The sequence below is a fragment of the Streptomyces sp. SL06 genome, assembly GCF_058244745.1.
Genome location: NZ_JBSYOT010000002.1, coordinates 5,775,260 through 5,788,551, shown reverse-complemented (window position 1 = coordinate 5,788,551; position 13,292 = coordinate 5,775,260). Strand labels below are relative to the sequence as shown.

Genomic DNA, 13,292 nt, shown 5'->3' with positions numbered 1-13,292 from the left:
CCAGGCTGAGCGGGCGCTTAGGGGCGCCCGGCGGGCGCGTCAGAGCACCTTCTCGAAGGGGTCGTGCTCGGCGAGGAGCTTCTCCAGCCGGGCCTGGTCGACGCGGCTCACGATCTGCCCGGCCTCCTGGCGGTCTCGGATGATCTTCGCCAGCGTGAAGGCCGAGGTGACCAGGTACAGGACGGCGACGGCGAGGAAGGCGCGCACCCATGCGTCGGTCTGGAGGTTGTAGATGCCGACGGCGGTGGCGGTCATGGCGACCGCGAACGAGGCGACGGCCTGGCCGTAGAAGGCCGCCGTGCTCTGCTGCTTGACCGGTGTGTCACTCATGGGGACAAGTCTCGGCGGATGTGGTCCGGGCCACATCCGCCGAGCTACTCAGTTCGGGTACTCAGAAGGCCGAGACCCCGGTCAGCGCACGCCCGATGACCAGCTTCTGGATCTGGCTCGTGCCCTCGTAGAGGGTCATCACGCGGGCGTCGCGCAGCAGCTTGCCCGCCGGGTACTCGTCGATGTAGCCGTAGCCGCCGAAGACCTGCAAGGCGTTGTTGGCGGCGCGGACGGCGGCCTCCGAGGCGAACAGCTTGGCCTTGGAGGACTCGACGGCGAAGGGCTGCCCCCGGTCGATCAGGTCGGCGACCCGCCAGGTCAGCAGCCGGGCGGCGTCCACGTCGAGGGCGATGTCGCTGATCAGCTCCTGCACCAGCTGGTGGTGGGCGATGGTCCTGCCGAACTGCTCGCGCTCGCCCGCGTACCGCACGGCCGCGTCCAGCGCGGCCTGGGCGATGCCGACGCAGCCGGCCGCGACCGACATCCGCCCCTTGGCGAGGGCCGACATGGCGACCGAGAAGCCCTTGCCCTCGGGGGCCAGCATCGCGGAGGCGGGGATGCGGACGTCGTCGAGGACCAGTTCGGCGGTGGCCTGGCCGCGCAGCCCGAGTTTGCCGCGGATGGTGCGGCGGGTGAGGCCGGGGGTGTCGGTGGGGACGAGGAAGGCGGAGACGCCCTTGTGCCCGGGGGCGTCCGTGGAGCGGGCGAAGAGCAGCACGACATCGGCCCAGGTGCCGTTGGTGATGAACGTCTTGGTGCCGTTGACGACATAGCCGTCGCCGTCGCGGACCGCGCGGGTGGAGAGGTTCCCGGCGTCCGATCCCGTGCCGGGCTCGGTGAGGCCGAAGCAGCCGACGTACTCGCCGGAGGTGAGCCCCGGCAGCCAGCGCCGCTTCTGCTCCTCGTCCCCCCAGGCGGCGATGGTCTTGGCGACCAGGCCGAGGGAGACGGACACGATTCCGCGCACGGAGCTGTCGCCGCGCCCCAGTTCCTCCGTCACCAGGCAGTACGCGAGGTGGTCGCCGCCGCAGCCGCCGTGCTCCTCGTCGATCGTGAGCCCGAGGAAGCCGACCTCGCCGAGCTTCTCGACCAGGGAGCGGTCCACCTCCTCGGCGCGGTCCCAGGCGACGACGTGCGGGGCGATCTCGCGCGCCACGAAGTCCCGCGCGAGCCGCCGCACCGCGCTCTGCTCCTCGCTGAGCCCCAGGTCCATGCCGAGTCACCCCACAGAAGTACCGGCCCTGGCGGCCGGACCTTTAAATTAGCACTGCTAGTTTACGGTCGCAGCCCTACTATGTGCGCCATGGCCCGACCGCGCAAGCCCCTGCTCAGCACCGACCGGATCGTCGAGACGGCCCGCGCGCTGGTGGACGCGGAGGGCCTCGCGGCCGTCTCCACCCGCCGGCTCGCCGCGGAGCTGGGCGTGAGCGGGCCCTCGCTCTACAACCACTTCCGCACCAAGGACGAGATCCTGGAGGCCGTCGCCGACTCGGTGAGCGCGCAGGTCGACCTGTCGGTGTTCGAGGACGGCCGCGAGTGGCGGACCGCGCTGCACGACTGGGCCGTCTCCTACCGCGCGGCCCTGCGCGACCACCCCAACATCGTCCCGGTACTGGCCCACGGCCCCGGCCGCCGCCCGGCCGCGCTGCGCCTCGCGGACGCCGTCTACGGCGCGATGGTCGAGGCGGGCTGGCCGCCGGCCCAGGCCACGTCCATCGGCGCGCTGATGCGGTACTTCATCATGGGCTCGGCGCTCGGTTCCTTCGCCGGGGGCTTCGTGGACGACGCCGGCGCCTACGACCCCGCCGACTACCCGCACCTCCAGCAGGCCCATCTCCTGGCCGAACAGCAGGAGAAGATCGACGAGCGGGCCTTCGAGACCGGGCTGACGGCGCTCCTGGACGGGCTGGCGCGGCAGTACGAGCAGGTGGGGCGGGGGGTCTGAGGACACCGGTCGCGCGAGGACACTTCGGCGCCCGCCGAACCGTGCGTACCGCATCCTGGAACGCATGACCGAAAGGGACGCCGAAGCGTACGGGCTCGCGCGGCTGGCCGGGCTGATCGCGGACGAGACGCGCGCCGCCTGCCTGCTGGCACTGCTCGACGGGCGGGCGTGGACCGCCGGCGAGCTGGCCCGGCACGCCGGGGTCGCCGCGTCGACGGTGAGCGAGCATCTGGGCAAGCTCGTCGCGGGCGGACTGCTCGCCGAGGAACGGCAGGGCCGGCACCGGTACGTACGGCTGGCCGACGAGCGGGGCGCGCAGCTGGTGGAGGACCTGGCCTCGCGGGTCGCGCCCGAGGCCGCCGCGCGGCGTCCGCGCACCCTGCGGGCCTCCAGCGCCGGGTCGGCGATGGCCCGGGGGCGCACCTGCTACGACCATCTCGCCGGGCGGCTCGGCATCGCGGTCACCGACGCGCTGACCGGGCGCGGACTGCTGCGCCAGGACACCGGCTTCGCGCTCACCGACGCGGGGCTCGACTGGTTCGACGCCGCCGGGATCGTCCTGGAGCCCAGCGGTCGCCGGCCGCTGGCCCGCGCCTGCCTCGACTGGACCGAGCGCCGCCCCCATCTCGCGGGGGTCGCGGGCGCGGCCCTGTGCCGGCACGCCCTGGAGACGGGCTGGTGCGTGCGGATCGGCTCGGAGCGGGCGGTGAAGGTGACACCGACGGGCGAGGAGGCGCTGTCCGAACTGCTGGGCATCGCCCCGGCGGCACTGCGCTGAGCGCCGGTTCCGTCGTCCGGAACCGCTCGCGGCGGGCGCGGCCACGGTCGCCGTCGTCCCGTGGGCCTCCGCCTTCGTCTCGATCCGCGGTACGCCGCCTCCGGCAGGCACAGCCCACCCCGAAGAGCGGGGAGCCGCCCTCGCCGGACATCGCAAGGCCCGCGGTCACCGCACCGGCGAACGACACCGCCGTCCCCGCCGGCAGTCGCGGTCGCGGGCCGGGAAGCGCGCGGTGGCTACGGAACCGGGCGCGGCGGCTGTGCCGCACGAGTCCGACGCGGGGCGGGCGTGGGTCGGCGACGCGCTCCGGCCGTGGCGCGTGTCGCCCGACCGTCCGGCGGGTCTGTGCCGGGGGCGCTAGAACACCACCAGCGCCCGGCCGCCCTTGCCCGCCAGCATGTTCTCGAAGGCCGTCGGGATGCCGTCCAGGGCGATGCGTTCCGTCACCAGGGCGGCGAGGTCCAGGCGGCCGGCCCGGACGTGTGCGGCGATGACCGGGAGGTCCCGGGCCGGGTCGGCGTTGCCGTAGACGCAGCCGGAGAGGGTGCGGCCCCAGTGGAATATCTCCAGGGCGTTGAAGGTGACCTGCTGGTCCTTGCCGCCGATGCCGACGACCGTGGTGCGTCCGCCGCGCCGGGTGGCGTCCCAGGCGGTGCGGATGGTGGCCGCGCGGCCGACGCACTCGACGGCGGCGTCGACGCCCTGCCCGCCGGTGAGGGCGCGGATCTCGCGGGCGGTGGTGTCGCAGGCGACGAGGTAGTCGGTGGCGCCTGCCGCGCGGGCCAGCCCCTCCTTCTCGGGCGACACGTCGATGGCGACGATCTTCGACGCGCCCGCGATCCGGGCCGACTGGAGCGCGGCCAGGCCCACTCCGCCGACGCCGAACACCGCGACCGTCTCGCCCGGACGCACCTTCGCCGCGTGGTGGACGGCGCCGTAGCCGGTGAGGACGGCGCAGCCGAGCAGGGCGGCGTCGGTGAGCGGGATGCCGTCGGGGGCCGGCAGGACGCAGTCCGCGCCGACCACCGTCTCCTCGGCGAACGCGGCGACGTTCAGACCGGGGTGCAGGTCGGTGCCGTCGTCGGCGCGGCGGGCGTGCAGGTTGGCGGCTCCGGCCAGGGCCCCCGCGCACAGCCAGACCTCGCCGAGCGAGCAGGCGTGGCAGGTGCCGCAGGACGGGGCCCAGTTGAGGACGACGGCATCGCCCGGGGCGACGCGGGTGACGCCCTCGCCGACGGCGAGGACCGTGCCTGCGCCCTCGTGGCCGAGTACGGCGGGGAGCGGCACGCGCATGGTGCCGTTGGACAGGGACAGGTCGGAGTGGCAGACCCCGGCCGCGGCGATCCGCACCCGGACCTGCCCGGGGCCGGGCTCGGGCAGCTCGATCCCGGTGACCTCCAGCGGGGCGCCCACAGCGGGTACGACGGCGGCACGGACAGCGGTTGGGACGGCCATGACGTGGACAACTCCCCTGACGACTAGAACTGGAGGGACTTGGTCTGGAGGTACTCGGCGAGACCGTGCGGGCCCAGTTCGCGGCCCACGCCCGACTGCTTGTAGCCGCCGAAGGGCGCCAGCGGGTTGAAGCGGCCGCCGTTGATGTCGACCTGGCCGGTGTCCATCCGGCGGGCGAAGGCGACCGCCTCGGCCTCGTCGCCGGCCCAGACGGCGCCGGCCAGGCCGTAGACCGTGCCGTTGGCGATCCGCAGGGCGTCCTCCTCGTCCTCGTAGCGCAGGACGGACAGGACGGGGCCGAAGATCTCCTCCTGGGCGACGGTCATGTCCTCCCGCACGTCGGCGAAGACCGTCGGGCTGACGAAATAGCCCTTCTCGCGCGGGGCTTCGGGGCCGCCCTGGACCAGGCGCGCGCCCTCGGCGACACCCTTCTCGATGTATCCGCGCACCCGGTCCCGCTGCCTGGCGTTGACGACCGGGCCGATTCGCTCGCCGTACTTCGCGGCGGCCCGCGCGGCCAGCTCCACGGCCTCGTCGTAGCGCTCGTGGTGGACGAGCATGCGGGTCCACGCGCTGCACGTCTGACCGGAGTTGGACATGACGTTGGCGACGCCGACGTTCACGGCCCTTTCCAGGTCGGCGCTCGGGAGGATGACGTTGGCGGACTTGCCGCCCAGCTCCAGGGCGACCTTCTTGACGGCCGCGCCGGCGACGGCGCCGATCCGCCGGCCGACCGCGGTGGAGCCGGTGAAGGAGACCAGGTCCACGTCCGGGTGCTCGGCGAGGGCCTGCCCGGCGACCGGTCCGAGGCCGGTGACCAGGTTGAAGACGCCCGCGGGGACGCCGGCCCGGTGCACGGCCTCCGCGAAGAGCTGGGCGGTGAGCGGGGTGTCCTCGGCGGGCTTCAGCACGATCGTGCAGCCGGCCGCGAGCGCCGGGGCGACCTTGGCGACGATCTGGTGGAGCGGGTAGTTCCAGGGGGTGATGGCACCGACGACGCCGATCGGCTCGTTGTACACGACGGAGTTGCCGACCTTCTCCTCGAAGGCGAACGTCGCCGCGAGATCGGCGTAGGAGCCCGCGACCGTGATCGGTGCGGCGGCGTGCACGGCCTGCGAGAACTTCAGCGGTGAGCCCAGCTCGGCGGTGACCGTCCGCGCGATCTCGTCCTTGCGGTCCACGAGTACGTCCCGCAGGGCGGCCAGCCGTGCGGCGCGCTCGGCGGGCGGGGTGGCGGCCCAGCCCGGCAGGGCGGCACGGGCGGCCCGTACGGCGGCCTCGACGTCCGGGGCGCCGCCGGCGGGGACTTCGCCGATCACCTGCTCGTCGGCCGGGTTCACGACGTCGATCGTGTCCTGTCCCCCGGCGGGCCGCCAGGCTCCGTCGATGTACATGCCGTCGTGTGCCTTCATCGCGTTCCTCCCGGGCGGGCCTCGTCGTCCGGCCCCAAACTAGCGCCGATAGTTTTACGGCACCAGGGGCTCACCGGACGATGGCGCGGACCCGCTCGGGCGTCCCTCCGCGCTCCGGCGCCTCACTCGCCCAAGGCGCCCCCCGTGCCACTGCCCCTGTTCCGGTCCCCGTTGGACCGCCCGGACACGCGCACGACCTCCCCCGTCAGCAGGGTCGCCTTCGCCACCACCCGGGTCCAGGGCGGGCCGCCCCTGGCCGCCCAGAAGACGCAGACACAGCCGCCCACGACGAGGATCAGGATGCCGAACAGAACAGCCAGGATCATGCCCATCTCCTTGTTCACCGGGCCGAGTCGGCCGACGGGTGCGCCATCCTGTCAGCGCCTCGCAACCCTTGTCACGCGACCGCGTGAGGGTGCGGCCGCGGTGCCCGCACGCACGGTCGCAACCGGGCCGGTCCCGTCAGTCGAGTACGCGCCCCAGATAGGCCCGCAGCAGCTCCCGGGCCTCCTCGATGATCTTCTCGTCCCCGTCCGGCGCGACGCGGAAGGCGAGTTGCACGAGGGCGTCGGCGGTCTCCACGGCGACGAGGAAGGCGCGGCGCAGGTCGTCGTCGGGGCGGCGGCCCAGGTACCCGGAGAGCAGTTCGGTGAGCCGCTCGGCGACCCGGTGGTTCGGGACGGTGCGGCGGTCGCCGACCGGGATCTGGTTGCCGAAGTCGATCAGGGAGAAGCCGGGTGCGGTCCGCTTCATCGCCAGGTACTCGTCGAGCACCGCGTCCAGCGCACCGCGCCAGCCGCCGTCCCCGGCCTCCGTCAGCCGTTCGGTGACGCGTTCCGTGTAGCGCTCCAGGTTGCGCTGGGCCAGCGCGTCGGCCATCTGCCGCTTGTTGCCGAAGAAGCGGTACACCGACCCGATGGGGACGTTCGCCCGCAGCGCCACGGCCCGGGTGCTCAGGGCCTCGTAGCCGACCTCGTCGAGGAGGTCGGCGCAGGCGTCCAGGATCCTGGTCAGCCGTTCGGCGCTGCGGCGCTGCACGGGGACCCGGCGGAACGGAGTCGCGTGGGACACGGCCCTCATGATGCCCTCCCGCCCCGCACGGGTGAACCGCGCCCTCGGGTGCAACGCGGCCGGACGGTGGGTGTGTTCATCGGGGCGCCGTGTGTCCGGGGACCGTTCGGCCCTCGATCCGGGCCGGGTCCGACGCCTGTGCCGGCTTCGCGCCCGAGGCCGTGATGTCCGCCGTGTTCTCGACGGGCTTGCCGTCGACGGCCCAGACGGTGTCGTCGTCGGCGTACAGGCGGACGGTGACCTGGTGCGTGCCGCGCGGTACGAGGTCGGCGGCGAGCCGGTACGCCGGGCCGTGCAGGCGGGTGAGGAGGTCACCGTCGAGGAAGAGGCGGGCGGCGCCCCGGCCGGCCACGGCCTTCGCCTGCGTACCGTCCGGCGAGAACCTGAAGCCGCGGACGGTCAGGCGTACGTCCCAGCTGTCGTCGGCCTCGGGCTGCACCTCGATCCCGACCTCGGGCGCGTGCGCGCCGTCCACCTCCCGGTAGCGGCGGCCCTCCTCGTCGGTGGTGTCGAGCAGCCTGCCCACGGCGACGGCCGACTCCCGGGCCTCCGGTTCGCCCTCGTCACCGGAGCCGCAGCCCACGGATCCGGTCAGCAGCAGGACACAGACCGCGAGCGCGGCGAGCACTCTCCGCGTCCACGACATGACGGGAGACTAGAACACCGGTCCGACACTCCGGATCCCCCGGGGGTCCTGTTCCGGTCATCCTTCCGGCGGACGGCCCGGAAGCGGCTTCCCTGACCAGGGAGAACCGGGCGGGGCGGGGAAACCACCCGTACGACCTCTTGTGCACGGGAAACCGCAATCCTACGGTGCGCCATAGGAATCGGACGGCGAAGGAGCGATCAATGACCGGGGACGCGCGGAAGACCGCGGAGGGACTGGCCCATCTGTCCGGTTTCGGCAACGAGCACAGCTCGCAGGCGGTTCCGGGCGCACTGCCCGAGGGCCGCAACTCCCCGCAGCGCGCCCCCCTCGGGCTGTACGCGGAGCAGCTGAGCGGCACGGCGTTCACGGAGCCGAGGGCGCACAACCGGCGCTCGTGGCTGTACCGGATCCGCCCGTCCGCCGCGCACCCCGAGTTCACCCGCACGGGCAACGGCGCGATCCGCACGGCCCCCTTCACCCAGGCCGTGCCGGACCCGAACCGGCTGCGGTGGAATCCGCTGCCGGAGCCGGAGGCCGGGACGGACTTCCTCGCGGGCCTGTGGACGCTCGGCGGCAACGGCGACGCCACCCAGCGCACCGGCATGGCCGTGCACCTGTACCACGCCACGGCCTCCATGGAGCGCGTCTTCAGCGACGCGGACGGCGAGCTGCTGATCGTCCCGGAGCGCGGCGGGCTGCTGCTGCGCACCGAGTTCGGGCTGCTGCACGCGGAGCCGGGGCACGTCGCGCTGATCCCGCGCGGGGTCCGCTTCCGCGTGGAACTGCTCGACGCCGACGCCCGCGGCTACGTCTGCGAGAACTACGGCGCCCCCTTCCGCCTGCCCGACCTCGGCCCGATCGGCGCCAACGGCCTCGCCAACGCCCGGGACTTCCTGGCCCCGGTCGCCGCCTACGAGGAGGACGAGGGTCCCGTGGAGGTGGTCAACAAGTTCTGCGGCAATCTCTGGACGGCCCGCTACGGCCACTCCCCGCTCGACGTGGTCGCCTGGCACGGCAACCATGTGCCGTACGTCTACGACCTGCGCCGTTTCAACGTGATCGGCACCATCTCCTACGACCATCCGGACCCGTCGATCTTCACGGTGCTCACCTCCCCGTCGGACACCCCCGGGCTCGCGGGCGTGGACTTCGTGGTGTTCGCGCCGCGCTGGCTGGTGGGCGAGGACACCTTCCGGCCGCCCTACTTCCACCGGAATGTGATGAGCGAGTACATGGGCCTGATCGAGGGCGCCTACGACGCCAAGGCGGAGGGCTTCGTGCCGGGCGGCGGCTCGCTGCACAACATGATGTCGGCGCACGGTCCGGACCGGGAGACCTTCGACCGGGCGAGCGCCGCCGAGCTGAAGCCCCAGCGGATCGACGACGGGCTGGCGTTCATGTTCGAGACCCGGTGGCCGGTGACGCTCACGCCCCAGGCGGCCCGCGCCGAACATCTGCAACCGCGCTACGACGACGTTCTGGCAGGGCCTGGAGCGTCACTTCCGCCCCTTGCACTGAGGATTTCCTACCGGTACGGATGGCCCGTGACCTCCTTCGCCCCGGACTCCATCGTCCTGAACCGCAAGCTGCCGCTGTGGTACCAGGTGTCGCAGTCGCTGCGCGCCTCGATACTCGGCCGCTCGCCCCGGGACCCGCTGCGCCTGCCCACCGAGGAGCAGTTGGCCGGCCACTACGGGGTGAGCGTGCTGACCATGCGGCAGGCGCTCAAGGAACTGGAGGACGAAGGGCTGATCACCCGCCACCGCCGGCGCGGCACCTTCATCGAGCCGCACGCCAGGCGGGGAGCGCCGGTGCGGCTGCTGGGGTCGGTGGACGCGATCGTGGCCCAGCAGTCCGGCATGAAGGCCGAACTGCTGGGCCACGGCCCCGGCCCCGTGCCGTCCGGACTCGCCGAGTACTTCCCGGACCTGCCGGAGGTGGCGACGTACCACCGGCTGCGCCACGACGAGAAGACGGGTGAGCCCACCAACCACGCCCGCAACTACGTCCGTCCCGAACTGGCCCTCCGCGTCGACGTGGACGACCTCGCCCGGTGGCCGATGACCAAGGTGCTGCGGGACGTGGTGGGCGTGGACATCAGCCGGATCACGGACACGGTGGAGGCCCGGCTCGCCGACCCGGAGACGGCGCGGCTGCTCGAAGTCCCGCTGCTCAGCCCGATCCTGCACTACACGGGCGTCACCTACGACACCGCGGGCCGGGTGCTGGACGTGGCCGTCATCCACTACCGGGGCGACCGTTTCTCCTTCACGGTCACCCTGGACGCCACGTGAGGCCGAGGCGGCCCGTCGTACGATGCCCAGCGTGACGCGCGACGACGCTCCGCCGCTGGCGGACCTCATGCCGTGGTCCGTCGCACCGCCGCGGCTCGGCCGGGGGTGGCCGACGGCCCCCGACGCGGCGTCCCTGAAGGCCCGCTGGGACGCCCTGATGAAGGCCGAGGGGCCCGACCGCGAAGCCCTGTTCGAGCCGACGCGCTCGCGCACCCCGCACACGGCGGTCGGGCGGCTGCCGGGCGGCGCCGGTGGCACCGAGCGGCTGGCACGCGCCTCGGGGCCGTGCCCGGAGCCGGTCGGGGTGCTGCGGGCGCCGTTCGACGAGCAGTGGTTGATTCCCGACCAGCGGCTGATCGACGCGGCCCGCCCGGAGCTGTGGCGGGTGGCGGACGAGCGGCAGGTGTTCGTGGTGGAGACGCCCGACGCCGCGGGCCCTCCGCTGCTGCTCGCGACCTCGCGGCTGCCGTTGTTCGGTCCCGCCCGGATCCGTCCGCTGCACCGCAGGCCCGGCGGCGCGGAACCCAATCTGGCCCCCGGTCTGCTGGATCATCTGGCCGTCAGGCTCGGCCGGCGCCCCGACCCGCTGGAGGTGCTGGCCTGGGCGGTGGCGGCCGTGCGGCCCGGCTCCGTGGTCCCGTTCACCGCGGATCGCGCGCTGTGGGAGCGCGGGGTCGAGCTGGGCGGCCGTGCCCTGTGGCTGATGCGCCGGGACGGCGAGCGCCCCAGGCTGCCCGGCGGCCGCCGCCCCTACGTCCGCGCCCCGCTGCCTCCGCGCCCGCTGACCCTGCGCTACGACCGGGACGAGGAGGCCCTGTATCTGGACGAGGGCCGGGTCTCCCCCGTGCCGCCCGGCGCCTGGGACTTCGAGGTGGGCGGGGTCCGGGTGCTGGAGCAGTGGTTCGCGGCCCGCACCGCCGAGGGCGAGCCGGGCACGCTGGCGGCGCTCCGGCCGGCCGGCTGGCCGCAGACCTGGACGTTCCGAGCTGCTGGAGCTGATCACGGTTCTCGCCCTGCTCGCCGAGGTCCTGCCGCGGTGCCGGGAGCTGGCGGTGACCGCGGAGATCACGGCGGCGGAGCTGCGCGAGGCGGGCGTGCTGCCGGTGCCCGCGTCGGCCCGCCGGCCGGCCTCCGTCCTGGACGGCCGGGAGGAGGGCCCGGAGGGGCAGTTGGCGCTGCTGTAGGCCCTCGGGAGGCCGCCGCGTCCCGGCCGCACGGCGCCGCGGGACCTCTTCGGCAGGGCGGCCCTACGGACGGGGCCGCCGACGGTGTGTTCCTACCGCCCGGCGTACGCCGGTACGCGCGCGGGGAGCGCCGGACGCGTCGGTGGGTGTCGCCGTCGGGTGGGGTGACGGCGGGACGGGGGGCCTGGGCACAGCACTCACGGGGACGTTCGGGAGAGACGTACAGGAGGGGACACCCGCGCTCGGGAACACACCGGGGCGCCACCGCGTGCCGTGGGGACTACGGACGAGTGCGCGGCGCCTTGCCGGGACGGTGTGACCGCCGGAGCGCGGGCGTCAGTTGCCGCCGAACAGCGAGCGGCGCAGTCGGCGCAGCGGCGCGAACAGCGAGACCCGGCGCACCCTGGCGCCCCTGCTGCTGCGCTTGTGCGCGGGCTCACGCGCGGTCAGCTCGCGCATCAGCGAGGTCGCCTCCACGGTCTCCCGCTGTGGAAGGGCAGGCCCTCCGAGCACCGCGAGATGACGGTCGAGGCGCGAGCTGGTCGCGCTGCTACCGCAAGTGATCGCAGGGACCCTTGCCCTGCTGCGCACCGTTATCTGTTCCATGTCACTCCCCACCCGTACGAGTCCACCCGGCCCCGGGCAGAGTAACCCTATCGCCCCGGTACGGCATGCGTGTATCGCGGGCACAGGATTCACCTTCCCCGTAAGGGGGTTGACGATTACTCTCCGAATCCGACAGATTCCAGGGTGAGTTGGACAACGGGGCTGCTCGTCGGCCGGTCCGAGCCCCCGTCGGGTTCGACGGTCACCGCCAGTGACGTGGCGGTCCGGTCGAGACCGGAGGCGATCAAGGGCGTGTCGCCGTCGAAGAGTCCGAGGGAGCGCGGCCCGGCGCCGGGGCGCACGAGCCACAGTTGGTGCACGCGGTCGCCCGACGGCTCGCCGTACCCGCTCAGGGTGACCACCGCGCGCCCCTCCGACGCGGAGGCCACCACTCCCATCGTGCGTCCCCGCTCGTCCTCGCCGCTGGTCGCGCGGGCGTCCGGAGCCGCGAGAACGTGGGCGATCTCACGCGCCCGGTCCCGCGCGGTGTCCAGCTCGTCCTGCGCCCGGTTCGCCTGGACGGCGAAGAGCGAGGCGACCACGAGCGCGGCGGCGGCCGTCGCCGTGGCGAAGGGCGCGAACAGCGGGCGCGGCCGGGCGGCGCGGGAGCGCTCCGGCGGCTGCCCGCCCCACACGTGCGGCGGCAGCCGGAGCGCGGGCCCGCTTCCGTGCGCGGGCTCCTGCGGGGTGCCGCGTACGGCGGCCAGGACGCGGTCGCGCAGGGCGGCGGGAGCGGGGGCCTCCGTGGACCGGGCCAGCCGGACGGCGTCCTCGTACAGCAGCCGCACCTCCGCGGTGCAGCGCCCGCACCGCTCCAGGTGCCGTTCGAAACGGAGCCGTTCGGCGTCGTCGAGGGCGTCCAGGGCGTAGGGGGCGGCGAGCGAGTGGAGTTCGCCGCGGCGCGGCAGCCGGCCGAAGAGACTCATGCGACACCTCCCAGACACTCGCGCAGGCGGTTGAGTCCGTCTCTCATCCTCGTCTTCACCGTGCCCAGCGGAAGGGCGAGGCGCTCGGCCACCTCCCGGTACGTGTAGCCGTCGTAGTAGGCGAGGGTGACCGACTGGCGCTGGAGGGCGGTCAGCCGGTCCAGGCAGCGGCGCACCGACTCGCGTTCGAGCCCCGCCTCGACCTCCTCGGAGACCTGGTCGAAGGCGGGGTGGTGGGCGCGCCGGGCCTCGCGCTGCTCGCGTTCACCGGCCGCGCGGGCGCTGCGCACCCGGTCGACGGCGCGGCGGTGGGCGACGGTGAGGATCCAGGACAGGGCGCTTCCGCGGCGCGCGTCGAACCGCGCGGCGTTGCGCCAGAGTTCGAGCAGCACCTCCTGGGCCACCTCCTCCGACTGGGCGGGATCGCGCACCACGCGCCGTACGAGTCCGAACACCGGGCCGGAGACCAGCCCGTACAGGTCCTCGAAGGCCTTCTGGTCGCCGTTCGCCACGAGCGTCAGCAGCTCGTCCGCCTCCACCCGGTCCCCCTCTCCGCGGGCCGTGCCCGGCCCGTCGTCGTCGCCCCCGGGGCGCGCGGCGGCACGCCCTTCGCAGGGGGTTACGGATCGGCGGACGAAAAAC

Annotated in this window: 13 protein-coding genes and 2 pseudogenes; 5 read left to right on the top strand and 10 right to left on the bottom strand. The window is 73.8% G+C overall.

Features of this window, described 5'->3' with window-relative positions; all coding sequences use genetic code 11:
- Nucleotides 1-39: 39 nt before the first annotated feature.
- On the bottom strand, nt 40-330 hold the full coding sequence (locus tag AC4IHM_RS26520) for a YiaA/YiaB family inner membrane protein (RefSeq protein ID WP_490869499.1): 291 nt from the start codon (nt 328-330) through the stop codon (nt 40-42).
- A gap of 61 nt (nt 331-391) precedes the next feature.
- Nucleotides 392-1,543, bottom strand: a complete 1,152-nt coding sequence (locus AC4IHM_RS26515) for an acyl-CoA dehydrogenase family protein (protein ID WP_490869498.1) — start codon at nt 1,541-1,543, stop codon at nt 392-394.
- Nucleotides 1,544-1,633: 90 nt separating this feature from the next.
- On the opposite strand from AC4IHM_RS26515, the gene AC4IHM_RS26510 reads away from it, so the two are divergent.
- On the top strand, nt 1,634-2,275 hold the full coding sequence (locus AC4IHM_RS26510) for a TetR/AcrR family transcriptional regulator (RefSeq protein ID WP_490869497.1): 642 nt from the start codon (nt 1,634-1,636) through the stop codon (nt 2,273-2,275).
- 64 nt (nt 2,276-2,339) lie between these two features.
- Nucleotides 2,340-3,053 carry an ArsR/SmtB family transcription factor gene (locus tag AC4IHM_RS26505; protein ID WP_490869496.1) on the top strand — a complete coding sequence of 238 codons (714 nt, stop codon included), beginning with the start codon at nt 2,340-2,342 and terminating at the stop codon, nt 3,051-3,053.
- A gap of 357 nt (nt 3,054-3,410) precedes the next feature.
- Here the strand turns inward: AC4IHM_RS26505 and AC4IHM_RS26500 are convergent, their stop codons facing one another.
- From AC4IHM_RS26500 to AC4IHM_RS26480, 5 genes are all read right to left on the bottom strand, one after another.
- Entirely contained in the window at nt 3,411-4,508 is a 1,098-nt protein-coding gene (locus AC4IHM_RS26500; protein WP_490869495.1) for a zinc-binding dehydrogenase, read from the bottom strand.
- A 23-nt stretch (nt 4,509-4,531) separates the two neighbouring features.
- The gene (locus AC4IHM_RS26495) at nt 4,532-5,920 is read right to left on the bottom strand and encodes an aldehyde dehydrogenase family protein (protein ID WP_490869494.1); all 1,389 of its coding nucleotides are present in this window, start codon (nt 5,918-5,920) and stop codon (nt 4,532-4,534) included.
- Between the two features lie 122 nt (nt 5,921-6,042).
- Nucleotides 6,043-6,246: a hypothetical protein gene (locus AC4IHM_RS26490; protein ID WP_490869493.1), complete on the bottom strand. Its 204-nt coding sequence runs from the start codon at nt 6,244-6,246 to the stop codon at nt 6,043-6,045.
- A 136-nt stretch (nt 6,247-6,382) separates the two neighbouring features.
- Nucleotides 6,383-7,000 (bottom strand): TetR/AcrR family transcriptional regulator, encoded by a 618-nt coding sequence (locus AC4IHM_RS26485; protein ID WP_490869492.1) that lies wholly within the window; start codon nt 6,998-7,000, stop codon nt 6,383-6,385.
- Between the two features lie 67 nt (nt 7,001-7,067).
- Entirely contained in the window at nt 7,068-7,637 is a 570-nt protein-coding gene (locus tag AC4IHM_RS26480) for a hypothetical protein (protein ID WP_490869491.1), read from the bottom strand.
- Between the two features lie 203 nt (nt 7,638-7,840).
- Between AC4IHM_RS26480 and hmgA the strand changes: the two are divergent.
- The 3 genes and pseudogenes from hmgA (at nt 7,841) to AC4IHM_RS26465 (ending at nt 11,118) form a co-directional block, all read left to right on the top strand.
- Nucleotides 7,841-9,158, top strand: a pseudogene (gene hmgA, locus AC4IHM_RS26475) (homogentisate 1,2-dioxygenase).
- A gap of 26 nt (nt 9,159-9,184) precedes the next feature.
- The gene (locus AC4IHM_RS26470) at nt 9,185-9,934 is read left to right on the top strand and encodes a GntR family transcriptional regulator (protein WP_490869490.1); all 750 of its coding nucleotides are present in this window, start codon (nt 9,185-9,187) and stop codon (nt 9,932-9,934) included.
- 22 nt (nt 9,935-9,956) lie between these two features.
- Nucleotides 9,957-11,118: pseudogene (locus AC4IHM_RS26465) on the top strand (type ISP restriction/modification enzyme).
- Nucleotides 11,119-11,454: 336 nt separating this feature from the next.
- Here the strand turns inward: AC4IHM_RS26465 and AC4IHM_RS26460 are convergent.
- From AC4IHM_RS26460 to AC4IHM_RS26450, 3 genes are all read right to left on the bottom strand, one after another.
- Complete coding sequence (locus AC4IHM_RS26460; protein WP_055416136.1) at nt 11,455-11,724, bottom strand: hypothetical protein; 270 nt, start codon at nt 11,722-11,724, stop codon at nt 11,455-11,457.
- Nucleotides 11,725-11,840: 116 nt separating this feature from the next.
- Nucleotides 11,841-12,650, bottom strand: a complete 810-nt coding sequence (locus AC4IHM_RS26455; protein ID WP_490869489.1) for an anti-sigma factor — start codon at nt 12,648-12,650, stop codon at nt 11,841-11,843.
- Nucleotides 12,647-13,189 (bottom strand): sigma-70 family RNA polymerase sigma factor, encoded by a 543-nt coding sequence (locus tag AC4IHM_RS26450; protein ID WP_490869488.1) that lies wholly within the window; start codon nt 13,187-13,189, stop codon nt 12,647-12,649. The genes AC4IHM_RS26455 and AC4IHM_RS26450 overlap by 4 nt, the downstream gene beginning before the upstream one ends.
- Nucleotides 13,190-13,292 lie beyond the last annotated feature (103 nt).

Excerpts from the sequence above, each read along its gene's own strand:
- AC4IHM_RS26520 (WP_490869499.1), bottom strand. The coding sequence starts at position 330 with ATGAGTGACACACCGGTCAAGCAGCAGAGCACGGCGGCCTTCTACGGC.
- AC4IHM_RS26515 (WP_490869498.1), bottom strand. The coding sequence starts at position 1,543 with ATGGACCTGGGGCTCAGCGAGGAGCAGAGCGCGGTGCGGCGGCTCGCG.
- AC4IHM_RS26510 (WP_490869497.1), top strand. The coding sequence starts at position 1,634 with ATGGCCCGACCGCGCAAGCCCCTGCTCAGCACCGACCGGATCGTCGAG.
- AC4IHM_RS26505 (WP_490869496.1), top strand. The coding sequence starts at position 2,340 with ATGACCGAAAGGGACGCCGAAGCGTACGGGCTCGCGCGGCTGGCCGGG.
- AC4IHM_RS26500 (WP_490869495.1), bottom strand. The coding sequence starts at position 4,508 with ATGGCCGTCCCAACCGCTGTCCGTGCCGCCGTCGTACCCGCTGTGGGC.
- AC4IHM_RS26495 (WP_490869494.1), bottom strand. The coding sequence starts at position 5,920 with ATGAAGGCACACGACGGCATGTACATCGACGGAGCCTGGCGGCCCGCC.
- AC4IHM_RS26490 (WP_490869493.1), bottom strand. The coding sequence starts at position 6,246 with ATGATCCTGGCTGTTCTGTTCGGCATCCTGATCCTCGTCGTGGGCGGC.
- AC4IHM_RS26485 (WP_490869492.1), bottom strand. The coding sequence starts at position 7,000 with ATGAGGGCCGTGTCCCACGCGACTCCGTTCCGCCGGGTCCCCGTGCAG.
- AC4IHM_RS26480 (WP_490869491.1), bottom strand. The coding sequence starts at position 7,637 with ATGTCGTGGACGCGGAGAGTGCTCGCCGCGCTCGCGGTCTGTGTCCTG.
- AC4IHM_RS26460 (WP_055416136.1), bottom strand. The coding sequence starts at position 11,724 with ATGGAACAGATAACGGTGCGCAGCAGGGCAAGGGTCCCTGCGATCACT.
- AC4IHM_RS26455 (WP_490869489.1), bottom strand. The coding sequence starts at position 12,650 with ATGAGTCTCTTCGGCCGGCTGCCGCGCCGCGGCGAACTCCACTCGCTC.